Annotated in this window: 15 protein-coding genes and 1 tRNA gene; 6 read left to right on the top strand and 10 right to left on the bottom strand. The window is 67.7% G+C overall.

The features are described 5' to 3' along the window. Positions 1–17: 17 nt before the first annotated feature. The 4 genes from BU28_RS0102655 (at position 18) to murD (ending at position 5,430) form a co-directional block, all read left to right on the top strand. Positions 18–1,487, top strand: coding sequence for a UDP-N-acetylmuramoyl-L-alanyl-D-glutamate--2,6-diaminopimelate ligase (locus tag BU28_RS0102655; RefSeq protein WP_036761813.1), 1,470 nt, complete (start codon positions 18–20; stop codon positions 1,485–1,487). Further along, the gene (locus tag BU28_RS0102650) at positions 1,484–2,869 is read left to right on the top strand and encodes a UDP-N-acetylmuramoyl-tripeptide--D-alanyl-D-alanine ligase (RefSeq protein ID WP_028718066.1); all 1,386 of its coding nucleotides are present in this window, start codon (positions 1,484–1,486) and stop codon (positions 2,867–2,869) included. Before BU28_RS0102655 ends, BU28_RS0102650 begins: the two co-directional genes overlap by 4 nt. After that, on the top strand, positions 2,869–3,951 hold the full coding sequence (gene mraY, locus BU28_RS0102645) for a phospho-N-acetylmuramoyl-pentapeptide-transferase (RefSeq protein ID WP_028718065.1): 1,083 nt from the start codon (positions 2,869–2,871) through the stop codon (positions 3,949–3,951). The genes BU28_RS0102650 and mraY overlap by 1 nt, the downstream gene beginning before the upstream one ends. A 78-nt stretch (positions 3,952–4,029) precedes the next feature. Continuing rightward, positions 4,030–5,430, top strand: a complete 1,401-nt coding sequence (gene murD, locus BU28_RS0102640; protein ID WP_028718064.1) for a UDP-N-acetylmuramoyl-L-alanine--D-glutamate ligase — start codon at positions 4,030–4,032, stop codon at positions 5,428–5,430. A 133-nt stretch (positions 5,431–5,563) separates the two neighbouring features. Here murD and BU28_RS0102635 read toward each other — a convergent pair whose 3' ends face one another. The 5 genes from BU28_RS0102635 to glgB all read right to left on the bottom strand — a co-directional run bounded on the left by BU28_RS0102635 (position 5,564) and on the right by glgB (position 15,190). Further along, on the bottom strand, positions 5,564–7,966 hold the full coding sequence (locus BU28_RS0102635; RefSeq protein ID WP_028718063.1) for a glycogen/starch/alpha-glucan phosphorylase: 2,403 nt from the start codon (positions 7,964–7,966) through the stop codon (positions 5,564–5,566). A 173-nt stretch (positions 7,967–8,139) separates the two neighbouring features. Beyond that, complete coding sequence (glgX, locus tag BU28_RS21860) at positions 8,140–10,218, bottom strand: glycogen debranching protein GlgX (RefSeq protein ID WP_081791257.1); 2,079 nt, start codon at positions 10,216–10,218, stop codon at positions 8,140–8,142. Continuing rightward, positions 10,215–11,645, bottom strand: coding sequence for a glycogen synthase GlgA (gene glgA, locus BU28_RS0102625; RefSeq protein WP_028718062.1), 1,431 nt, complete (start codon positions 11,643–11,645; stop codon positions 10,215–10,217). Before glgA ends, glgX begins: the two co-directional genes overlap by 4 nt. 88 nt (positions 11,646–11,733) lie before the next feature. Beyond that, positions 11,734–12,993, bottom strand: coding sequence for a glucose-1-phosphate adenylyltransferase (gene glgC / locus BU28_RS0102620; RefSeq protein WP_036761811.1), 1,260 nt, complete (start codon positions 12,991–12,993; stop codon positions 11,734–11,736). Positions 12,994–13,018: 25 nt separating this feature from the next. After that, on the bottom strand, positions 13,019–15,190 hold the full coding sequence (gene glgB / locus BU28_RS0102615; protein ID WP_028718060.1) for a 1,4-alpha-glucan branching protein GlgB: 2,172 nt from the start codon (positions 15,188–15,190) through the stop codon (positions 13,019–13,021). 140 nt (positions 15,191–15,330) lie between these two features. Between glgB and BU28_RS0102610 the strand changes: the two genes are divergently transcribed. Beyond that, positions 15,331–16,932 (top strand): alpha-glucosidase family protein, encoded by a 1,602-nt coding sequence (locus BU28_RS0102610; RefSeq protein ID WP_028718059.1) that lies wholly within the window; start codon positions 15,331–15,333, stop codon positions 16,930–16,932. Positions 16,933–17,190: 258 nt separating this feature from the next. On the opposite strand, the gene BU28_RS21855 is transcribed toward BU28_RS0102610, so the two are convergent. The 4 genes from BU28_RS21855 to gltX form a co-directional block, all read right to left on the bottom strand. Next, entirely contained in the window at positions 17,191–18,336 is a 1,146-nt protein-coding gene (locus BU28_RS21855; protein ID WP_158212775.1) for a calcium-binding protein, read from the bottom strand. A 233-nt stretch (positions 18,337–18,569) separates the two neighbouring features. Further along, a tRNA-Met gene (locus tag BU28_RS0102595) sits at positions 18,570–18,646 on the bottom strand. 80 nt (positions 18,647–18,726) lie between these two features. Continuing rightward, positions 18,727–19,284, bottom strand: coding sequence for a DUF1003 domain-containing protein (locus tag BU28_RS0102590; protein WP_028718057.1), 558 nt, complete (start codon positions 19,282–19,284; stop codon positions 18,727–18,729). Between the two features lie 66 nt (positions 19,285–19,350). After that, entirely contained in the window at positions 19,351–20,676 is a 1,326-nt protein-coding gene (gltX, locus tag BU28_RS0102585) for a glutamate--tRNA ligase (RefSeq protein WP_028718056.1), read from the bottom strand. 78 nt (positions 20,677–20,754) lie between these two features. Here gltX and BU28_RS0102580 point away from each other — a divergent pair, with 78 nt between their 5' ends. Beyond that, complete coding sequence (locus tag BU28_RS0102580; RefSeq protein ID WP_028718055.1) at positions 20,755–21,162, top strand: metallopeptidase family protein; 408 nt, start codon at positions 20,755–20,757, stop codon at positions 21,160–21,162. A 7-nt stretch (positions 21,163–21,169) separates the two neighbouring features. Here the strand turns inward: BU28_RS0102580 and BU28_RS0102575 are convergent, their stop codons facing one another. Then, the gene (locus tag BU28_RS0102575; protein WP_028718054.1) at positions 21,170–23,050 is read right to left on the bottom strand and encodes a bifunctional sugar phosphate isomerase/epimerase/4-hydroxyphenylpyruvate dioxygenase family protein; all 1,881 of its coding nucleotides are present in this window, start codon (positions 23,048–23,050) and stop codon (positions 21,170–21,172) included. Positions 23,051–23,121: the final 71 nt, after the last annotated feature.

The following is a 23,121-nucleotide window of genomic DNA, read 5'->3' as shown; positions in this document are numbered from 1 at the left end:
GCGTGACTGACAGGGCGATGCGGCTGTCCCTTCTGGGGCTAAGGGGGGACAAGGGGCGCGACCCCGAGGTGACGGGAGTAGCCACCGACTCGCGGCAAGTCCGGCCGGGCCATCTGTTCGCAGCGCTGCCCGGATCGGTCGCGCATGGCGGCGAATTCATCCAGTATGCCCTGCGTCAGGGCGCGGCGGCGGTGCTGACCGACCGCCAGGGGGCCGAGATCGCGGCCGGCGTCCTGGCCGGCTCGGACGCGGCGCTGGTTGTGGCCGAGGACCCGCGCGCGGCGCTTTCCGGCGCGGCGGCCCTCTGGTTTGCCGGCCAGCCCGAGGTGATGGTCGGCGTCACGGGCACGTCGGGCAAGACTTCGGTCGCCAGCTTCACCCGCCAGATCTGGCAGGCGCTGGGGCACAAGGCGATCAGCCTGGGCACCATGGGCGTTCAGGGCGACTATCAGGCGAAGCTGGCCCATACCACGCCCGACCCCCTGACCCTGCACCGCATCCTGGCCGAGGCGGCAAGCGCCGGCGTCACCCATGCGGCAATGGAGGCAAGCTCGCACGGGCTGGACCAGCGCCGGCTGGACGGGGTGCGGCTGCGCGCGGGGGCATTCACCAACTTCAGCCAGGACCACTTGGACTATCACAAGGATTTCGACGCCTATTTCGCGGCCAAGGCGCTGTTGTTCAACCATGTCCTGGACGAAGGCGCGGCCGCCGTCATCAACATCGACGACCCGCGCGGCCGCGAGATGGCGCGCATCGCCCGCGACCGCGGCCTGGTGCTGACCACCATCGGCAAGGCCGAGGGCGCCGACCTGCGCATCCTGGGCCAGCGCTACGACGCGACGGGCCAGGATCTGCGGTTTTCCTGGCAGGGCCAGGCGCATCTGGTCCGGCTGGCGCTGATCGGCGGCTTCCAGGTGGAAAACGTGCTGGCGGCGGCCGGCCTGGCCATCGCGGCTGGCGACCCCGCCGACCGCGTGATCGAGGCGCTGCCCGGCCTGACCACCGTGCGCGGCCGCATGGAGCTGGCCGCCATGCGCGAAAACGGCGCGGCGGTGTTCGTCGACTACAGCCACAAGCCCGGCGCGCTGGCCTCGGCCCTGCAATCGCTGCGCCCGCATGTGATGGGCCGCATCATCGTGGTCTTTGGCGCAGGCGGCGACCGCGACCGGCTGAAGCGCCCCCTGATGGGCGAGGCGGCGCGGCAATTCGCCGATGTCGTCTACGTCACCGACGACAACCCCCGGACCGAGGACCCGGCCGCGATCCGCGCCGAGATCATGGCCGGCGCCGGTCCCGAAGCCCATGAGGTGCCCGACCGGGCCGAGGCGATCCTGCGCGGCGTGGATGCCCTGCAGCCAGGCGACGCGCTGCTGATCGCCGGCAAGGGCCACGAGACCGGCCAGATCATCGGCAGCGATGTCTATCCCTTTGACGACGCGGAGCAAGCCTCGGTCGCCGTCGCCGCGCTGGATGGCAAGATATGACGCTTTGGACCTCGACTGACGCCGCCGCGGCCACGGCCGGGCGGGCGACCCGCGATTTCGCCGTCTCCGGCGTTTCCATCGACACCCGGACGCTGCAACCGGGCGATCTGTTCGTGGCCCTGCAGGCGGCGCGGGACGGGCATGACTTCGTGGCCCAGGCGCTGGACAAGGGCGCCGGCGCCGCCCTGGTCAGCCGCATCCCCGAGGGTGTCGCCCCCGACGCGCCCCTACTGGTCGTCCCCGACGTTCTGGCTGCGCTGGAGGCGCTGGGTCGCGCCGGCCGCGCCCGCATGCGGGGCCGCGTCATCGCCATCACCGGCTCGGTCGGCAAGACCTCGACCAAGGAAATGGCTCGTATCGCGCTGGCCGGGCAGGGCGTGATCCACGCCGCCGAGGCCAGCTACAACAATCATTGGGGCGTGCCGCTGACCCTGGCCCGGATGCCAGCCGACACCGATTTCGCCATCGTCGAGATCGGTATGAACCACCCCGGCGAAATCGAGCCGCTGGCCCGCCTGGCCCGCCCGCAGGTCGCCATGATCACCACCGTCGCCGCCGCCCATCTCGAGGCCTTCGGCGTGATCGAGGGCATCGCCCGCGAAAAGGGCGCGATCTTTGCCGGCCTGACCCAGCCCGGCACCGCCGTCGTCCCCGAGGACCTGCCCGTCACCCAACTGCTGCGCGACTGCGCCGATGCGGCGGGGGCCATCGTCATCGGCTTCGGCCAGCACGGCATGGCGCGGCCCGTCACCGCCGAGACGACCGACGGCGCCACCCGCGTCCGCGCCCGCGTGCTGGGCGAGACGGTGGATTTCACCCTGGCGACCGCTGGCACGCATTTCGTGATGAACGCGGTCGGGATTCTTGCCGCGCTGTCGGCCGCCGGGGCAGACGTGGCCCAGGCGGCGCGCGGCTTGTCCGACTGGCGCCCGCCCCTGGGGCGCGGCGCGGTCGAGGATCTGGGCGGCATCCGGCTGATCGACGACGCGTATAACTCGAACCCCACCTCGCTTGCGGCCGGTCTCGCGACGCTCGCGCGGCTGACCGGCGGGCGCCGTGTCGCCATCCTGGGCGACATGCTGGAACTCGGCCCGGACGAGGCCGCGATGCACGCCGGCATGGCCCAGGACCCGGCGATGGCCCAGGTCGATCTGGTCCACACCGCCGGTCCCCGGATGCGCGCCCTGCACCAGGCGCTGCCGGCCAGCCGGCGCGGCATCCACGCCGACAGCGCCGCCGCGCTTGCGGACCGGGTCGGCAACCTGGTCGCCCCGGGCGATATCGTGCTTGTGAAAGGCTCCAAGGGATCGCGCGTCTCGACCGTGGTTGACGCGCTGCGGCGGACGGGTCAAAGCACGGCGCCTGGCGAAAGGAATGCCTAATGCTCTACTGGCTCACGTCGCTCTCTGACGGCGGCGATTTCTTCAACCTGTTCCGCTACATCACCTTCCGCGCCGGGGGAGCCTTCTTCACCGCGCTGATCTTTGGCTTCTTCTTCGGCCGGCCGTTGATCGACCTGTTGCGCCGCAAGCAGAAAAAGGGCCAGCCGATCCGCGATGACGGGCCGCAGAACCATTTCTCCAAGGCCGGCACGCCGACCATGGGCGGGCTGCTGATCCTGGCCGCGCTGACCATCGGCACGACTCTCTGGGCGCGGCTCGACAACGGCTATGTCTGGATCGTGCTTCTCGTCACGCTGGGCTTTGCCGCGATCGGCTTTGCCGACGACTACGCCAAGGTCACCAAGCAGCACCACGCCGGCCTCTCGGGCCGGGTGCGGCTGCTGATCGGGCTCTGCATCGCGGCGCTTGCCGGGGCGGCGGCCGCCTGGCTGCACCCCGACGCGCTGTCGGGCCAGCTGGCGCTGCCCTTCTTCAAGGACGCGCTGATCAACCTGTCGATCCTCTATATCCCCTTTGCGGTCCTGGTGATCCTCGGCGCGGCCAATGCGGTCAACCTGACGGACGGGCTGGACGGCCTGGCCATCATGCCGGTCATGATCGCCGCCGCCACCTTTGCCGTCATCGCCTATATGGTCGGCAACGCCAATTTCGCGAATTACCTCGGCGTCCACTTCGTCCCCGGCACCGGCGAGCTTGCGGTCTTTGTCGCGGCGCTGATCGGCGGCGGCCTGGGCTTTCTGTGGTACAATGCCCCCCCGGCTGCGGTCTTCATGGGCGACACCGGCAGCCTGGCGCTCGGAGGCGCGCTGGGCGCCATCGCCGTCGTCACCAAGCATGAAATCGTGCTGGCCATCGTCGGCGGCCTCTTCGTGGTCGAGGCGCTTTCGGTCATCATCCAGGTCCTCTACTTCAAGCGCACCGGCAAGCGCGTCTTCCTGATGGCACCCATCCACCACCATTTCGAGAAGAAGGGCTGGGGCGAGGCGCAGATCGTCATCCGCTTCTGGATCATCGCGCTGATCCTGGCGCTGATCGGGCTCGCGACGCTCAAGCTGCGCTGATCCTTCACCGTTTGACAAATACCCTCGGGGGGTCCGGGGGGCGAAGCGCCCCCGGCCTTCCAAACCCAAGGAAGCACCATGATCCCGGTTCAAGGCGTTCAGAACCAGACCATCGCCGTCCTCGGCCTCGGCCGCTCGGGCCGGGCCACAGTGGCGGCGCTCGTCGCCGGGGGCGCTCGGGTCGTGGTCTGGGACGATGGCGCGGACACCCGCGCGCAGGCGGAACAGGACGGCATGACCGTCCTCGACCTGACCCGCGAGGCGCACTGGGACGGCATCGACGCGCTGATCACCAGCCCCGGCATCCCGCACCTTTACCCCCGGCCGCATCCCGTCATCGCCTGCGCCTACGACCTGGGCGTGCCGGTCGACAACGACATCGGGCTGTTCTTTCGCAGCTTCGCCACCCAGGGCTGGGACGCCTTCGACACTCCGCCGCGCGTCATCGCCGTCACCGGCTCGAACGGCAAGTCGACCACCACCGCGCTGATCCACCACATCCTGCAGGAAGCCGGCCGGCCCACACAGATGGGCGGCAACATCGGCACCGGCGTCCTGTCGCTCGACCCGCCCCATGACGGCGAGGTGATCGTCTTGGAACTGTCCAGCTACCAGACCGACCTGGCGCGCGCCCTGACACCCGACGTGGCGGTCTTCACGAACCTCTCGCCCGACCATCTTGACCGCCACGGCGGGCCGGGGGGCTATTTTGCCGCCAAGCGCCGGCTGTTCGCCGAGGGCGGCCCCGACCGCGCCGTGATCGGCGTCGACGAGGTCGAGGGCCGCTCCCTCGCCGGCCAGCTTGGCATGGGCCCCTCGGACGACCGGGTGATCCGCATCTCCTCGGGGCAAAAGCTGGAACGTTTCGGCTGGTCGGTCTTTGCCCGCAAGGGCTTCCTCGCCGAATGGCGCAAGGGCCGCCAGGTCGCCGCGATCGACCTGCGCGAGATCGCCGGCTTGCCGGGCGAGCACAACCACCAGAACGCCTGCGCCGCCTATGCCGCGACCCGCGCCATCGGCATCGCCCCGCGCGAGATCGAGCGCGCCTTCCACAGCTTCCAGGGCCTGCCGCACCGCAGCCAGCGCGTGGCCGAGATCAACGGCGTTGCCTGGGTCAACGACAGCAAGGCCACCAATGTGGACGCAGCCGCCAAGGCGCTGACGGCGTTCAGAAACATCCGCTGGATCGCCGGCGGCATGGGCAAGGAAGGCGGGATCGAGGCGCTGACCCCCTTCCTCGGCGCGGTGGTCAAGGCCTATCTGATCGGCCATTCCGGCCGCGATTTCGCCCTGCAACTGGGCCAGACCCCGCACGAGGTGCTGGAAACGATGGACCAGGCCGTCGCCCGCGCGGCGGCCGAGGCCCAGCCCGGCGAAACCGTCCTGCTGGCCCCCGCCGCCGCCAGCTTCGATCAATACCCGAACTTCGAAAAGCGCGGCGAGCACTTCACGGCGCTGGTCCGCGCGCTGCAGGACTGACGACCGCCGGCAGGGGCGCCTGCGCCCCTGGCGTCCGTCAGGCCGGATGCGCGCGCCGGTCCTTAGCGACTCCATGCCTCCTCGGACTGAGCCAGGCGAACGCCCGCGCTGCGGTCCGAAAGGTGCACCGCCGCTAGCGGATCAGCGATTCGACCTGCCAGATATCCTGCATATAGCCCCGGATCGTGCGGTCGGATGAGAAATAGCCCGACCGGGCGATGTTCAGCGTGGCCATCCGGTCCCAGTCCTCGCGGTCGCGATAGGCGGCGTCCACCCGGCGCTGGCAGGCGAAGTAATCGTCGAAATCCGAAGCCACCAGGAACGGGTCGTCGTTCCAGGTCCGGTCCAGCAGGGTGAAGTAATGCTCGGGCCGCCCGAACCTTCCTTCGGCGATCAGCTGCAGGGCGATCTTCATGTCCTCGCTTTTCTCGATCGCGGCGCGGCCGTGGCCGGGGCGGGCCTTTTCGGCAGCAGCCTCCTCGGTGGTCAGGCCGAACAGGAAGAAGTTCTCGGGCCCGACCAGGTCGCGGATTTCCACATTGGCCCCGTCGAGCGTGCCGATGGTCAGCGCCCCGTTCATCGTGAACTTCATGTTGCCGGTACCCGAGGCCTCTTTCCCCGCGGTCGAGATCTGTTCGGACAGGTCCGCCGCCGGGATCAGCTTTTCGGCCATCGAGACGTTGTAGTTCGGCGGATAGGCGATCTGCAGGTATTTCGCCGTCACCGGGTCCTGGTTGATCGTGGCCGCCACGTCGTTGATCAGGTGGATGACCGATTTCGCCATCCAGTAGCCCGGCGCCGCCTTGCCGCCGAAGATCTTCAGCCGGGGCATCCAGTCGCCGTTCGGTTCCTCATGGATGCGGTGCCACAGCGCGATGGCCTCCAGGATGTTCAGAAGCTGGCGCTTGTATTCGTGCATCCGCTTGACCTGCACGTCAAAGATCGCATCCGGGTCGGCCTTGATGCCCAGGCGCGCCAGCATCCCGTTCGACAGCGCCACCTTGTTCTGGCGCTTGGCGGCGCGCAGCTTGTCGCGAAAGCCCGCGTCCGTGGCATAGGGCGCCAGCATCGCCAGTTGGTCCAGATCGCCCGTCCAGCCGCTGCCGATGGTCTGGTCCAGCAGCCCCGCCAGCGGCGGGTTCGCCAGCCGCAGCCAGCGGCGGGGGGTGACGCCGTTGGTTTCGTTCACGATCCGCTCGGGGTGCAGGCGGTGCAGGTCGGCAAAGACGGTCGAGCGCACCAGGTCCGTGTGCAGCGCCGAGACGCCGTTCACCTTGCCCGCCATGATGAAGGCCAGTTCGCCCATCAGCACCTGGTCGTTCTGGACGATGCCGACATGCGAGGGGCGCGCCGTGTTGGCGCGATGCTCGGCGTCGATCATCTCGATGATCTGCAGGTGGCGCGGCAGCACATGGCCCATCAGCCAGGTCGACCAGCGCTCCAGCGCCTCGGGCAGCAGGGTGTGGTTGGTATAGTTCAGCGTCCGCCGCGCCAGGGCCAGCGCCTCGGGAAAGCCGAAGCCGTGTTCGTCCATCAAAAGCCGGATCAGTTCCGGCCCGGCGATGGCGGGGTGGGTGTCGTTCAACTGGATCGCCACCTTGTCGGGCAGGCTGGCCAGATCCTCTCCGTGTTCGGCGACAAAGCGGCGCAGGATGTCCTGAAGCGCGGCCGAGGTCAGGAAATATTCCTGCTTCAGCCGCAGCTCCTTGCCGCTTTCGGTGGTGTCGTCGGGGTAAAGGACGCGCGACAGGGTGCGGGCCAGCGCCTCGGGCTTGGCGGCCTCGGTGTGGTCGCCCGCGTTGAAGCGGTGCAGGTCGAACAGATGCGTGGGCTGCGCCCCCCACAGCCGCAGCGTGTTCGCCCATTCGCCCTTCCAGCCGATCACCGGCGTGTCATAGGCCCGCGCGATCACGCTTTCGCCCGGGCGCCACAGGCTTTGGCCGTCGACCGTTTCGACATGGCCCTTGAAGCCGATGGTATAGCTGTAGTCGATGCGCACGAATTCCCAGGGGTGGGGCTGGTTCAGCCAGTCCTCGGGCGCCTCGACCTGCTGGCCGCCCTCGAACCGCTGCGAAAACAGCCCGTGCTCATAGCGGATGCCGTAGCCATAGGCCGGCACCCCGAGGCTTGAGAGCGATTCCATGAAACAGGCCGCCAGCCGCCCAAGCCCCCCGTTCCCCAGGGCGGCATCGGGCTCGTCCTCGAGGATCGCCTGCTTGTCGAGCCCGAGGGACGCCAACGCCTCGTCCATCTGGCGGTCGAGGCCCAGATTGATGATCGCGTCGCCCAGGATGCGGCCGATCAGGAACTCCATCGACAGGTAATAGACCCGCTTGGCCTTTTGATCGCGCGAGGCGCGGTGCCCCGCCACCCAAGGCGTCACGATCAGGTCGCGGATCGTATAGCTGACCGCCAGGCGCCAGTCGAAGATGGTGGCGAATTCCGGGCCGCGGCCCTGGGTGTGGGTCAGGTGGTGCAGGATCTGGTCGGTCAGCATCTGCGCCGAAGGCACCGGGGTCGGGTCTGAGGTCATCATGGCTGGAACTCTGAGGATGGGGGCGGGGCGGAGGGGCACGGTTTCGTCATTCTCGGTGGTGCCGGGATTTGGCAGGCTTGGAAAGGCGGGGCATGGCTGGCGGCCCCGGGCGCCTGCCCGGATTTTCGCTCTCCTGCCCAGCGATCAGGCGGGGCGGGCGACAGGTGGGGGGATCAGCTTTCGGACAGGACAAAGACCACCACGCTTTCCGGGGGAATGGTTTCGATGCGGGCTGCGACGCGGTCCAGCACGCCGTCTTGGCTGGTGTCGAACTGGCGCCGCCAGGCGCCGCGGGTGGCCGTGGCGGGCAGGTGCACGCGGGTTTCGGGGCCGGCGTTCAGGACCAGAAACACGGCGCCGCGCAGCGCGGCATAGGCGGGCGTCCCCGAGGCCATGCGCATCTCGGCCGCGACCAGGCGCAGCTGGGGGTCGGTCCAGTCGCGCTCCTGCATGGCCTGGCCGTCGGCGCGGCGCCAGAACAGGTCGGGGATGCCGTCCTGTTCGCGCGGCTGGCTGTGCAGGAAGCGTTTCTGCCGCAGGATCGGATGGGCCTTGCGAAAGGCGATCAGCCGGCGACAGAAATCCAGGAACCCGGCGTCTGCCGCGTCCCAGTCGATCCAGCCGATGGGGTTGTCCTGGCAATAGGCGTTGTTGTTGCCGCCCTGGGAATTGCCCAGCTCGTCCCCCGCAAGGATCATCGGCGTGCCCTGGGACAGAAGCAGCGTGGCCATCAGGTTGCGGCGGCGGCGCGCGCGGCGGGCCAGGATCGCCGGGTCCTCGGTCGGACCCTCGACCCCGCAATTGTCGGACAGGTTGTGGTCGTGGCCGTCCCGGTTGCCCTCAAGGTTGGCGTCATTGTGCTTGCGGCTGTAGCTGACCGTATCCATCAGCGTGAAGCCGTCATGGGCCGAGATGAAGTTGACCGAACTGGTCGCCGCCCGCCCGTCGTGGTCGAAGCGCGCGGCCGAGCCCGCGATACGCTTGGCGATCTTGCCGACCAGCCCGGGATCGCCCCGCCAGAAGCCCCGCACCTGGTCGCGGAAATGGTCGTTCCATTCGGCGAAGGGGGCGGGATAGGCGCCCAGCTGATAGCCCCCCGGGCCCAGGTCCCATGGCTCGGCGATCAGCTTGACGCGGTTCAGCACCGGGTCCTGCCGCAGCGCCCGAAAGAACGAGCCGTCGCTGTCGAACACGCCGCGCGACCGCCCGAGCGCCGAGCACAGGTCGAAGCGGAACCCGTCGACGTGCATCACCTCGACCCAATAGCGCAGGCTGTCCATGACCAGCCGCAGGGTGAAGGGACTGTCCAGGTTCAGCACATTGCCGGTGCCCGCGTCGTTGACGTAGAACCGCCGGTCGTCCTGCAGGCGGTAATAGGCGGCGTTGTCGAGACCGCGAAAGCACAGCGTGGGACCAAGCTCGTTCCCTTCGGCGGTGTGGTTGTAGACCACGTCCAGGATCACCTCGATCCCGGCGCGGTGAAAGCGCGACACCATCTGCTGGAACTCGGCGATGTCGCCGTCGCGCAGATAGCGCGGCTCGGGCGCGAAAAAGCCATAGGACATGTAGCCCCAATAGTTGCGCAGCCGCCGTTCGACCAGGAAGGCGTCGTCGGCAAAGGCGTGGACGGGCAAAAGCTCGATCGCGGTGATGCCCAGCCGGTTCAGGTGATCCAGGATCGGGTCCGAGGCGAGCGCCAGAAAGGTGCCGGCGTCGGGGATGTCGCTGCGGGCGGCGGTCATGCCCTTGACATGCGCCTCATAGATCACGGTGTCGATCATCGGGTGGCGCAGGGGCGCGTCCGCACCCCAGGAAAACGCCGGATCGACCACCACCGAACGCGGCACGAACGGCGCGCTGTCGCGCGGATCGAAGCTGAGGTCGGCGGCAGGGTCGCGGGCGCGATAGCCCAGCAGCGCGTCGTGCTGGACCGGGCTGCCCGTCAGGCGCTTGGCATAGGGGTCGATCAGCAGCTTGTTGGGGTTGAAGCGGTGCCCCTGCGCGGGCACATAGGGCCCATCCACGCGATAGCCGTATTTCTGCCCCGGACGCAGCCCGGGGATATAGCCGTGCCAGACATGGCCGTCGCGTTCGGGCAGGTCCAGCCGGGTTTCCCTGCCGCGCGCGTCGAACAGGCACAGCTGGACCCGGCTGCCGTGCTGGGAAAACAGCGCGAAATTGACCCCCGCGCCATCGAAGCTGGCGCCAAGCGGCGCCGGATGGCCTGCGGTGATGGTGGGGTTGCGGTTCATTCCGGGGCGATCAGCCTGTCGTAAAGCCGGGCGTAGGCCGCGGCCGACTGGTCCCAGCCGACGGGTTGCGCCATGGCGTTGCGCTGAATCCGCGACCACACCCTGGGCTGGCTGTAAAGCCTGCACAGGTTGGCCAGCGCATTGCGCAGCGCCTCTGCCGTCACCGGGGCAAATTGCAGCCCGGTTGCCACGCCGCGCGCCAGGGCGGCGGGCGAGGCGTTGATGACCGTATCGGCCAGCCCCCCGGTCAGCGCGACCAGCGGCACGGTGCCATAGCGCAGCCCGTAAAGCTGGGTCAGGCCGCAGGGTTCGAACCGCGAGGGGACAAGGATCGCGTCGGCGCCCGCCATCATCCGGTGCGACAGCGCCTCGTCATAGCCGATGCGGACGGCGACGTTGGGCTGCTGCCAGGCCAGGTCGCGGAACGCATCCTCGAGCCAGCGCTCGCCCGAGCCCAGCAGCGCCAGCTGCCCGCCCCGTTCCAGAAGCACCGGCAACGCGTCGAGCACGAGGTCCAGCCCCTTCTGATGCGTCATGCGCGAGACGATGATGCACAGCGGGCCTTCGGCCGGGGGCAGGTCCAGTTCGTCCTGCAGCGCGGCCTTGTTCGCGCGCTTGCCCTGGGGCTGCGCATAGGGCTGGATCAGCGGGTCGGCGGCCGGATCCCAGGCCTGGGCGTCGATGCCGTTCAGGATGCCCGTCAGGCTGCCCCGGCGGGCGCGCATCATCCCGTCCATGCCCATGCCGAATTCGGGCGTCATCAGCTCCTCGGCGTAGCGCGGCGAGACGGTGGTCAGCACGTCCGCGCCGACAAGCCCCGCCTTGAGCGCCGAGACCTGGCCCCAGAATTCGTATCCGTCCGGGTGAAAGCGCCAGGGGTCCAGCCGCAGCGACGGGATGCGCTCGGGGCCGGTCGCGCCGTGAAAGGCGATGTTGTGGATGGTCAGCACGCTGCGCACGTCCCGCGTGCCCATGTAGGACAGGTATTCGGTCATGAACCCGGCCTGCCAGTCGTGCCCGTGCAAGACCTGGGGCCGCCAGTCCCCGGCCCCATGGGTCGCCACATGGGCCGCGATCCAGGACAGCGCGGCGAAGCGTTCGGGATTGTCGGGCCAGTCCTGGCCGCTGGGCGCCAGATAGGGCCCGCCGACCCGGTCGTAAAGGTGCGGCGCCTCGATCACCAGCAGGTCGAGCCCCGCCGCCGTACCCGCAAGCAACCGTCCAGGTCCCCCGAACAGGTCGTCGAAATCGGCCACCGGCTCGGCCCCGGACAGGGCGGTCATCACCGCCGGATATCCGGGCAGCAGCGTGCGCATCCGAACCCCTTCGGCCGCCAGCGCCGCGGGCAGGGCGCCTGCCACATCGGCAAGCCCCCCCGTCTTGATCAGGGGTGCGCATTCCGAGGCGACCGAAAGAACCTGCGTCATGAGAAACCCCTTTGTTGAAACACCGACCCGACGCGTCAGAGCAAAGCGCAGAAAGATGAATTCACGGTAAACGGCGATGCGCCGCCGGTTACAACTCTGCGGCGCGCCGGTCCAGCATGTCCTGGGTGATCAGCACGATGCCGCGTTCCGTGACGCGGAACCACTTGGCGTCTTCGGTCGGGTCCTCGCCCACGACCAGACCTTCGGGAATGACGACGCCGCGGTCGATCACCACGTTGCGCAGGTGCGCGCTGCGGTGGACCGTCACATAGGGCAGCACCACCGCGTGATCCAGCACCGCATAGCTGTTGGTGTGGACCTGCGTGAACAGCAGCGAATTGCGGATCTCGGTCCCCGAGACGATGCAGCCCCCCGACACCATGGACGAGATCGCCACCCCGCGCCGGCCCTTTTCGTCATGGATGAACTTGGCGGGGGGCGTCATCACCGCATTGGTCCAGATCGGCCAGTCGTGGTCCCACAGGTTCAGGTCGGGGGTAAAGTCGGTCAGGTCGATGTTGGCCTGCCAGAAGGCATCGACCGTGCCCACGTCCTTCCAATAGGCGGGGCCGCCCTCGGCGCGAACGCAGGAGATGTCGAAGCGGTGCGCCATCGCCTTGCCGTTCCTGACGATGTCCGGGATCAGGTCGTTGCCGAAATCGTGGCTGGAGTTCGGGTCCTGGGCATCCCGTAGCAACAGGTCGCGCAGATACGCCCAGTTGAAGACATAGATCCCCATCGAGGCCAGCGCATGGTCGGGATCGCCCGGCATGGCGGGCGGATCGGCCGGCTTTTCCAGGAACGAGGTGATGCGCCCGGTGTCGTCCACCGCCATCACGCCAAAGGCGGTGGCCTCCATCCGGGGAACGGTCAGGCAGCCGACGGTCACGTCCGCGCCGCTTTCGACATGCTCGCGCAGCATGATTTCGTAATCCATCTTGTAGATGTGATCGCCCGCCAGGATGACGATGTAATCCACGTCATAGCTGTCGACGATGTCGATGTTCTGGGTCACGGCGTCGGCGGTGCCGCGATACCAGTGTTCCTCGGACATGCGCTGGCTGGCAGGCAGGATGTCCAGGAATTCGTTGCGTTCCGGGCGAAAGAAGTTCCAGCCCCGCTGGACGTGCCGGATCAGGCTGTGGGCCTTGTATTGCGTGGCGACCGCGATCTTGCGGATGCCCGAGTTCATCGCGTTCGACAGCGCGAAGTCGATGATCCGCGTCTTGCCGCCGAAATAGACGGCAGGCTTGACCCGCCGGTCGGTCAGTTCGCGCAGGCGCGAGCCGCGCCCCCCGGCCAGCACGAAGGCCATGGCCCTGCGCGTCAGGCGTCGTTGTTCCACCATTGAAAGACCCTCCCTTGAACCCGGATCACCCTGTTTCCCCGGCCACCAGCACCACGACCGACAGCGGCGGCAGGGTCAGCGAGGCCGAGGCGGGCTGCCCGTCGAGCGGTCCGCCCTTTGCCTCGACACCGCCCAGGTTGCCCTGGCCGCTGCCGCCGTAAACGCTGGCGTCGGTGTTGATGGCCTCGCGCCAATGACCCGTGCGGGGCAGGCCGATGCGAAAGCCGTGGCGCGGCACCGGGGTCATGTTGCAGATGACCGCGACCGGGGCATCGCCCGTGTCCCCCAGGCGCAGCCAGGCCAGGATCGACTGGTCGGGATCGTTCCGAAGCCAGGCAAAGCCCTCGGGGTCGGCGTCCCCGACGTGCAGCGCGGGCGTTTCGCGGTAAAGCCGGTTCAGGTCGCGCACCAGGTCGCTGAGGCCGCGGTTCAGCGGCTTTTCGGCCGCCTGCCAGTTCAGCTCGCCATTGTGGTTCCATTCCTCGGGCTGGCCGAATTCGCAGCCCATGAAGATCAGCTTCTTGCCGGGATGGCACCACATGAAACCGTAATAGGCGCGCAGGTTCGCGAATTGCTGCCAGGCGTCGCCGGGCATCTTGCGCAGCATGCTGCCCTTGCCGTGGACCACCTCGTCATGGCTGATCGGCAGGATGAAATTCTCTGAAAACGCATAGACCATGCCAAAGGTCATCAGGTCGTGGTGGTATTTGCGGTGAATGGGCTCGCGCGCCATGTAGCGCAGCGTGTCGTTCATCCAGCCCATGTTCCACTTGTAGCCAAAGCCCAAGCCTCCGGTATCGACGGGGGCCGAGACCTTGGGAAAGCTGGTGCTTTCCTCGGCCACGGTCATGATGCCGGGCACCTCGCCATAGGTGGCGACGTTCATCTGCTGCAGAAAGGCGATCGCCTCGTAGTTCTCGCGGCCGCCGTCCTTGTTGGGCACCCATTCGCCGGCCCGGCGCGAATAGTCGCGATACAGCATCGACGCCACCGCATCCACCCGCAGTCCGTCGATGTGGTATTCCTTGAACCAGTACAGCGCATTGGCGATCAGGAAGTTCTGCACCTCGGTCCGGCCGTAGTTGTAGATCAAGGTGTTCCAGTCCTGGTGGAAGCCCTCGCGCGGGTCGGCATGTTCGTAAAGCGCGGTGCCGTCGAACCGCGCGAGCCCATGCGCGTCGGTCGGGAAATGCCCCGGCACCCAGTCCAGGATCACCCCCAGGCCCGCCCGGTGCGCCGCATCGACCAAGTCGCGGAATTCATGCGGGGGACCGAAGCGGATGGTGGGCGCGTAAAGCCCGACCGGCTGGTAGCCCCAGGACCCATCAAAGGGAAACTCGCTGACCGGCATCAGCTCGATATGGGTGAATCCCAGGTCGCGGACATAGGGGATCAGGTCGCGGGCCAGTTCCTTGTAGGACAGGAAGCGCCCGTCCTGGTCCAGCCGCCGCCGCCAGCTGCCCAGGTGCACCTCGTAAATGGAGACCGGGGCGCGGCGGTCCTGCGCGGCGGCACGGCGCTCGATCCAGTCGTCGTCATGCCAGCCGTAACCGCGGATGTCGCGCACCACGCTGGCCTTCTGCGGCGGGTGCTGGCTGCCGAACCCGACCGGATCGGCCTTGAGGATCACGTCGCCCTGCGCATCCAGGATCTCGTATTTGTAAAGCGCGCCCTCGGCCAGGTCGGGCAGGAAGATCTCCCATACGCCACTGCCGCCCAGACGGCGCATCGGATGCATGCGCCCGTCCCAGCGGTTGAAGTCCCCCACGACCGAAACGCGCCGGGCATTCGGCGCCCAGACCGCGAAATGCGTTCCCGGAACGCCCTGATGGGTCGTCACATGCGCCCCCAGGGCGTCCCACAGGCGGCGGTGCGTGCCTTCGCCGATCAGGTGCAGGTCGATATCGCCCAGGACCGGGCCGAATCGATAGGGGTCCTGGAACTGCCATTCGCGTCCGCTGCCTGCCCGTGCCTTCAGCACATAGTCCCCGGGCGGGATCGGGCCGCCGAACAGGTCGCCGCCCAGCCGGGGCAGGGGCGTCTCGGCCCCGTCCGTCATGGCCCAGAGCGCCGCCAGGTCCGGGTGGAACACCGTCAGCCACCGGCTGTCGCCGCGATCGTGGGGGCCCAGGATCTGGAAGGGTCGGTCGCAGCACCCCGATTGCAGTGCGGCCCGGTCGCTGTCCTTCAGTTGCAAGGCGGGGCTCCTCGTGCCGTTTCCATCACTCTAGCGCAGGTGCAGTTTCAGACAATCTCCGGTGCAACGTTTTACCGGCCTTTGCGGTTCAGGATCGGGCGTGGTTCAGTGAACCCGAATCCGGCGCAAAGGGGATCGGCATGCAGGAGTGGTGGCGCGACGCGGTGATCTATCAGATCTATCCGCGAAGCTTTCAGGACAGCAACGGCGACGGTATCGGGGACCTGCCCGGCATCACGCAACGGCTGGATCATGTGGCCGGGCTGGGGGCGGATGCGATCTGGCTGTCGCCGATCTTCACCTCGCCGATGAAGGACATGGGCTATGACGTGTCGGACTATACCGACATCGACCCGCTGTTCGGCACCCTGGCCGATTTCGACGCGCTGGTCGCGCGGGCCCATGAACTGGGGCTGAAGGTCATCATCGACCAGGTCATCAGCCATTCCAGCGACAAGCACCCGTGGTTCGTCGAAAGCCGGCGCGACCGCACCAACCCGCGCGCCGACTGGTATGTCTGGGCCGATCCCAAGCCCGACGGCACGCCGCCGAACAACTGGCCGTCGGTCTTCGGCGGCCCGGCCTGGGAATGGGAGCCGCGGCGGCGCCAGTATTACCTGCACAACTTCCTGATCGAGCAGCCCGACCTGAATCTGTGGAACCCCGAGGTGCAGGACGCGCTGCTGGCCGCCATGCGCTTCTGGCTGGAGCGCGGGGTGGACGGGTTCCGGCTGGATACGGTGAACTACTACTTCCATGACCGCCACCTGCGCGACAATCCCTTCAACCCCGACCATACGGCGCCGGACACCTACGGCTTCCAGATCCCGCTGTTTTCCAAGAACCAGCCGGAAAACCTGGCGTTCCTGCGGCGGCTGCGGGCCCAGACGGACGAATTCGACGGTCGCATGATGGTGGGCGAGGTCGGCGACGGCGGGCAGTCCGCGATCAACATCATGGCCGCCTATACCGAAGGCGCCGACCGGCTGCACATGTGCTATTCCTTCGAGATGCTCAGCCCCGACTTCACCGCCGGCCATTTCCGCAAGGTGATCGAGGGCGTGCGCGAAGGCGCGCCGCACGGCCACAGTTGCTGGAGCTTTTCCAACCACGACGTGATGCGCCATGTCACCCGCTGGGCGCCCCATGCCAAAAGCCCCGAGGCGCTGGCGCGCCAGGCCATCGCCATGCTTGCGTCCTTTCCCGGCACGGTCTGCCTGTATCAGGGCGAGGAACTGGGCCAGACCCAGACGGAGCTGGTCTATGAGGAACTGACCGACCCGCCTGCGCTGCGCTTCTGGCCCGAGATCAAGGGCCGCGACGGCTGCCGCACTCCCATGGTCTGGGAGGCGGCCGCCGCGAACGCCGGCTTTTCGTCGGGCGCGCCCTGGTTGCCCGTCAAACCCGAGCAGGCCGCCCGGGCGCTGGACGCCCAGGGCAACGACGGCGTGCTGGCCGCCTATCGCGCGACGCTGGCCTTCCGCAAGGGACAGCCCGCGCTGCGCTGGGGTGATGTGACGTTCCTGGACCTGCCCGAGCCCATCCTGGCCTTTCGCCGGATGCTCGATGGGTCCGAGATCACCTGCGTCTTCAACCTGTCCAAGGAACCCGTCTCGCTGCGGGTCAAGGGCAAGCCCAGCCTGATCGGGCCGGGGTCCGGCAGGATCGCGGGCTCGGTCCTGTCGCTGCCTCCGAACGGCTTTGCCTGGCTGGCGGGCGCGGGGGTCGTGCTGTCGGCGTGATGGGAGCGCCTGTTCTTGCCCCGAGGACGCAAGGCAGGCCACACGAGGGCAAGGGCTCTCGGCAGGGCGGGCGTTACGGTGAGACCTGGGGCATGGACCAAGCATTCCCCCGGCGGGGGATCTGGTCGTCCCGGCGTGTGGCGGCCTTGGCGGATGACTGCGGGTGCCGGCGTCCACGAGGCCAGGCGCCTGGACCTGGCGGCTGATGTGTGCTGGCAGGGGAGACCGTGCACGTCGCACGGCCTCCCCTTTGCTGGCTCAGAAGTCGAAGACGTGCGACAGCAGGATGGTGTCGCCGCCGCCAAAGTTCAGCAGCGTGCCCTGGCCGTTTTCAGAGACGGAATAGTGGCGCCCGCCCAGGTCTAGCCGGTCGATGCCGACGTCGAAGCCCAGCACCGTGTCGGCACCGTGGCCCGCGCGGAAAATCAGCGTGTCGGCATCGCCGTCGCCCGGCGCGGACATGCTGAAGAAGTCGCCATTGGCCGAGATCAGGTCGTTGCCACGCCCGCCGGTGATCGTGTCGCGGCCTTCGCCCCCTTCAAGGGTGTCGCGCCCCGCCGAACCGATCAGCACGTCGTTGCCCCAACGCGTGCCGGCATGGAAGCCGGCCGCGTTCAGGCCGATGTCCGCACCCGAGCCGTCGATCGTGTCCCGGCCTTCATGGGTCCAGACGGTTTCGAACGAATTGAAGCGGGCGGTTTCGGTGGTGCCGGTGAAGTCGATCGTGGCAGTGCCGTTCACGGCCGAGGTCATCTTGACCGAAACGCCCGTCCCGTCCCAGTCGTGCGCCCAAAGGTTCACCACGTCCGAGCCCGTGCCGCCATTTAGCACGTCGTTGCCATAGGCCAGGCCCTTGGTGCCCGAGTTGCCTTCGGCCGTGCCCTGACCCCAGCGGATGTTGTCATTGCCGGCGCCGCCGAAGATGGTGTCGTTGCCACGGGACCCGTTGATGAAGTCTTCGCCCGCACCGGCCCAGACGCGGTCGTTGCCTTCGCCGGGGTCAATGAAATCGCCCGCGCGCGTGCCGTTGACCTGATCGTTGCCGCCGCCGGTCCAGATCGAAAGGCCATAGCGGTCCAACGCCGCCTGGCCGGCGCGTACGATGTCGTTGCCATCTCCCAGGACCAGGCGCTCGATCCCGGTGAAGGTCAGGGTTTCGCTGCCGCGCATCACCTTCCCGTCCTCGGTCGAGGTCAGGTGGATGCGGGTTCCGGCATTGCTTTCGATGAACAGGCGGTCGCCGCCTGTCTTGGTGCCATAGACATTGGTGTCATAGGCTTCGCCCGTGTCGCCGCCGTGGATGGTGGCCGAACCGCCGCTGTAGTGGAATTCGTCCGCCCCACCAAGACCCCAGGTCACGAGCCGAGCGGCAATGGTGATGCTGTCATTACGTTCTGTAGGCATGTCGTCTCCAATACACATCCCGCCTTCGCGGGTGGCATTTGTCTAAGACGAGCGGTGTTAAATTACACTTAACGGGTTCCCGGCCCAGGGAGCAAAACTGGCGTGTTTATGCTTAAAATCCCGGATTCCGGCAGGTTCTTGCGCAGCCTCAATCATAGAATACAACAAAATCCGCCGATTGTCGGCAGGTTCCCGCCGGCGGCAATTTGTCTGATAACGCCAAGGAAGGGAGATGGTAGCGGAGGAGGGATTTGAACCCCCGACACAAGGATTATGATTCCTCTGCTCTAACCAGCTGAGCTACTCCGCCACGGGTGCGGGGTAACTACGGCGAGGCGTGGGAGGCGTCAAGGGGGTCTGCTACGCTTTTTCACCTTTCTTGGCCGCGCATCAGGTCCGGTGCTGCAATCGGCGCAGCGTCTCGGCCAGCATGTCCAGTTGCTCTTGCTGCTGTGCGATCAGGCGGGCAAGCTGATCGGTGCGAAGCTGGTCCAGCTTTTCGTGCAGCGCCATGATTTCAAGCTCGGCCTTCAGGTTCACCTCGTAGTCATGCGCGGCGGCGCGGCGGTCCTTTTCGGCCTGCCGGTTCTGGCTCATCATGATGATGGGGGCCTGAAGCGCGGCCAGCATCGACAGCATCAGGTTCAGGAAGATGAACGGATAGGGGTCCAGGGCGTGCCGCCCCATCGTCAGGTTCAGCGCGCACCAGACGGCCAGAAACAGAGCAAACAGGGCGATGAAGGTCCAGGATCCGCCAAAGCTGGCCACGCGGTCGGCCATGCGGGCGCCAAGGTCGTGGTCGCCGCCGTCCTCGGCGCCGACGTCTCGACTGATCGGCCGGCGGCTGCCGAGCCGGTCCAGCACGCGCCGTTCCGTCTCGGCCAGGGTGTCGATGTCGCGGCCAAGCCAGCGCGCGGCTGCGGCGGTGCTGCGGTGCGGGTCCTGCATGACGGGTCTCCTGCATGGTCTGGATGCAGAAGGCCCCGGCGATGCGGCGCTGGCAAGGCCTTGCGGTCAGCCCCGTGCGCGGACCACCTGCAGCAGCGGCATGACGTCGGACATATCGGGACCATGCGCCTGGCCGGTCAGCGCCTTGCGCAGCGGCATGAACAGCGCCTTGCCCTTGCGGCCGGTGGCCTGCTTGACCGCATTGGTGAATTCCCCCCAGGTCGCGTCGCTATAGGGCGGGGGCGGCAGCAGGGTCATCGCCTGGGCGATGAAATCGGCATCCTCGGGGTCGATCTGCGGCTCGGCCCCCTGCGAAAAGATCTGCCACCAGCCCGCAAGGTCGTCAAGCCGGGTGATGTTCTGCGACGCCACCCGCCAGAAGCGCTCGGCCAGGTCTGCAGGCACGCCCAGGGCCGCGATGCGCTCCTTGACCGCGTCGAAGGGCAGGGACTGGTTCGCCTCGCGCGTCAGCGGCCACAGATCCTCGGCGTCGAACTTGGTGGGCGAGGCGCCGAACTGCGACAGCTCGAAACCGGCGGCCAGCTCGTCCAGCGACATCTTCAGCTCGACCGGCTGCGAGGAGCCCAGCCGCGCCATCAGCGACAGCAGCGCCTGCGGGGCCACGCCATTTTCGCGCAGGTCCTTGATCGCCAGCACGCCCAGGCGTTTGGACAGCTCCTCACCCTGTGCGCCGGTCAGCAGGCTGTGGTGGGCAAAGGCCGGCGGCGTGGCGCCCAGCGCGCGGATGATCTGGATTTGCGTCGCGGTGTTCGTCACATGGTCGGCGCCGCGCACGATATGGGTGACGCCCATGTCGGCGTCATCGACCGAAGACGCGAAGGTATAAAGCACCTGCCCGTCGGCGCGGATCAGAACGGGGTCGGACACGGACGCCGCGTCGATGGAAATGTCGCCCAGGATGCCGTCCGGCCACTCGATCCGCTCCTGATCCAGCAGGAAGCGCCAATAGCCGTCCCGGCCCTCGGCCCGCAGACGCGCCTTGTCCTCGTCCGACAGGTTCAGCCCGGCGCGGTCGTAGACCGGCGGCTTGCCCATGTTCAGCTGCTTCTTGCGCTTCAGGTCCAGCTCGGTCGGGGTCTCGAACACCTCGTAAAGCCGGCCGGCGGCACGCAGCCCCTCGGCCGCCTCGGCATAGCGGTCCAGCCGGTCCGACTGGCGTTCGATCCGGTCCCAGGTCAGGCCCAGCCATTCCAGGTCGCGCTGGATGCCGTCCGCATATTCCTGCTTGGACCGCTCGCGGTCCGTATCGTCGAGGCGCAGGATGAAGGTACCGCCCGCCTTGCGCGCGATCAGATAGTTCATCAGCGCCGTGCGCAGGTTGCCGACATGGATGTGGCCGGTGGGCGAGGGGGCAAAGCGGGTGGTGGTCATGGATGGTCTCCTGTCGGCTTCGCTCTTTCACAAACGGCGGTTTTTGTCCATATCGGGGCCTAAGGACGAGGTGATGCGATGCTGGACTGGAAGACTGCCGAGGCACCCGACGCGGCCCTGATCGAGGAAATGGCGCGCGAGGCCATTGCCGCCCTGCCGCCGGAATTCGCCGGCCCCGCCGCGCAGGTCGTGCTGCGGGTCGAGGATTTCGCGGCCGAGGACGTGCTGGACGAGCTGGAGATCGACGACCCGCTGGACCTGACCGGCCTTTACGACGGGGTGCCGATGACCGAGAAATCGGCCAGCGAGCCGCAGCATTTCCCCGACACGGTCTGGTTGTTCCGCCGTGCCATCCTGGACGAATGGGCCGCGCGCGGCGACGTTACCCTGGGCGCGCTGGTGGGCCATGTCGTGGTCCATGAATTCGCCCATCATTTCGGCTGGTCGGACGACGATATCGCCGCCATCGATCGCTGGTGGGAATAACACGCGCCTAGGCGCGCGGCATTCCCGCCGGGCGGGCCGTGCGTTTCTGGGCGGCGATGCGGAAGGGCGCGTTCGGCGCGCCGTATCCCGCGTAATTCCCCTGACGCTGGACGATTTCCAGAAAGAATCCGTCCTCGCGCGGGGTGGAATACAGCTGGAAGAACTGGCCGCCCGCGTCCTCGTCATACATGACGTTGTGGCGGCGCAGCCGCTCGGTCAGCGCCGCGTCAAGGCCGAATCGGGCGGCCACGTCGTCGTAATAATTCGCGCCGATGCGCAGGGCCGGAAAGCCCAGCCCCTCCAGCGCCGCGGCGGTCGTGAAGATGTCGGCGCTGGCGAATGCGATGTGCTGGACCGACGAGCCCAGGCTTTCCTCGATGAAGCGGCCGGCCAGGGTGCGGCGCGCCTCGGCCCCGTTCAGGGTGACGCGCATCCCGCCCGAGCGGATGGCCAGCGACCGCACCAGCCCGTCGGGGTCGATCACGTCCACCATGGGCGATTTCTGCGCGTCGAAGATTTCGGTGTAGAACAGCGACGACGACAGCATCTCGTCATAGGGCATGGTCTGGCCCAGGTGGTCGATGCCGGTGATGCCGGCGCCCGCGACCTGCGGCTGGTCGATGCGGAAATCGACCTGCCAGATGTTGGCGAGGTCCGAGCGGCTGTCCAGGAACCGCATGACGCTGCCCGAGACGCCCCGGATGGCGGGAATCGACAGCTCGCCCGCGCCGACGTCCTGGGCATGGGGCTGTGCCAGCAGCGCGGTCGCGCGGGCATGCGCTGCCTGCGCGTCGGGCAGGTTCAGCCCGATTTCGGAAACGGTCGTGCCATGCGCCACGTAAGAGGTGCGGGCAAAGCCGCGCGGGTCGGTGTTGACCAGCACGTTCGCATCGCCCTGCCGCCACAGCGTCACGGCCTTGGAGACATGGCGCCCGGCGGGCTGGAAGCCCGTCGCGGCCAGCAGCGCACCCAGCGCCGGGGCCTCGTCCTCGCTGGTGGCGAACTCGATGAACTGGATGCCGCCGACCTGCTGAGGGGGCGGGAAATCGGGCAGGTCGGTTTGCAGCGCCGGCTCGGCGCGCCGGGCGCGGTCCTGCACCGCGATCAGGCTGCGGTGCCCGTCCAGCGCCACCAGCCGGGGCAGCCCCGCGCGGAACTGGTCGTTGAAGATTTCCAGGCTGAGCCAGCCGTCATAGCCCGTTGCCATGACCGCGCGCATGAAGCGGGTGACGTCCAGGTCGCCCTCGCCCGGCATGTTGCGGAAGTGGCGCGACCAGTACAGCAGGTCCATGTCGATGGCCGGCGCGTCCGCCATCTGCACGAAAAAGATCTTGTCGGCCGGGATCGCGCGAATGCTGTCGGGGTCGATCCGGCGCGCCAGCGTGTGAAAGCTGTCGAGGATCAGCCCGATGTTCGGATGGTCGGCGCGGCGCACGACCTCCCATGCGTCGCGGTGGTCGTTGACGAAGCGGCCCCAGCACAGCGCCTCGTACCCGACGCGGATGCCGTATTGGCGGGCAAGCTCGCCCAGGTCATGGAAGTCGGCGGCCATGCGGTCGATGCCGCCCATCGCCGCTGGGTGCAGCGAGGAACAGAACAGCACCAGATCGGTGCCCAGCTGGTTCATCAGCTCGAACTTGCGCGCAGCGCGGGCAAAGGCGCGCGAGCGGTGGGGCTCGGGCAGGCCCTCGAAGTCGCGGAAGGGCTGGAACAGGGTGATCTCTAGCCCCTGGTCGCGCACCATGCGCCCGACCTCGGCCGGGCTGAAGTCCGAGGCGATGAAATCCTGTTCGAAAATCTCGATCCCGTCAAAGCCGGCGGCGGCGATGGCGGTCAGCTTCTCGGTCAGGTTGCCCGACAAGGATACCGTTGCGATCGAGGTTTTCATGGGGGTCTCGTGGTCTGAAGATGCGGAGGCGAGAACACCACAGATCGCGGCGCGGGGAAAGATGAGTTGAT

Source organism: Paracoccus yeei ATCC BAA-599 (genome assembly GCF_000622145.1).
Taxonomy (GTDB): Bacteria; Pseudomonadota; Alphaproteobacteria; order Rhodobacterales; family Rhodobacteraceae; genus Paracoccus; species Paracoccus yeei.
This window is presented reverse-complemented; position numbering and strand designations above follow the sequence as displayed.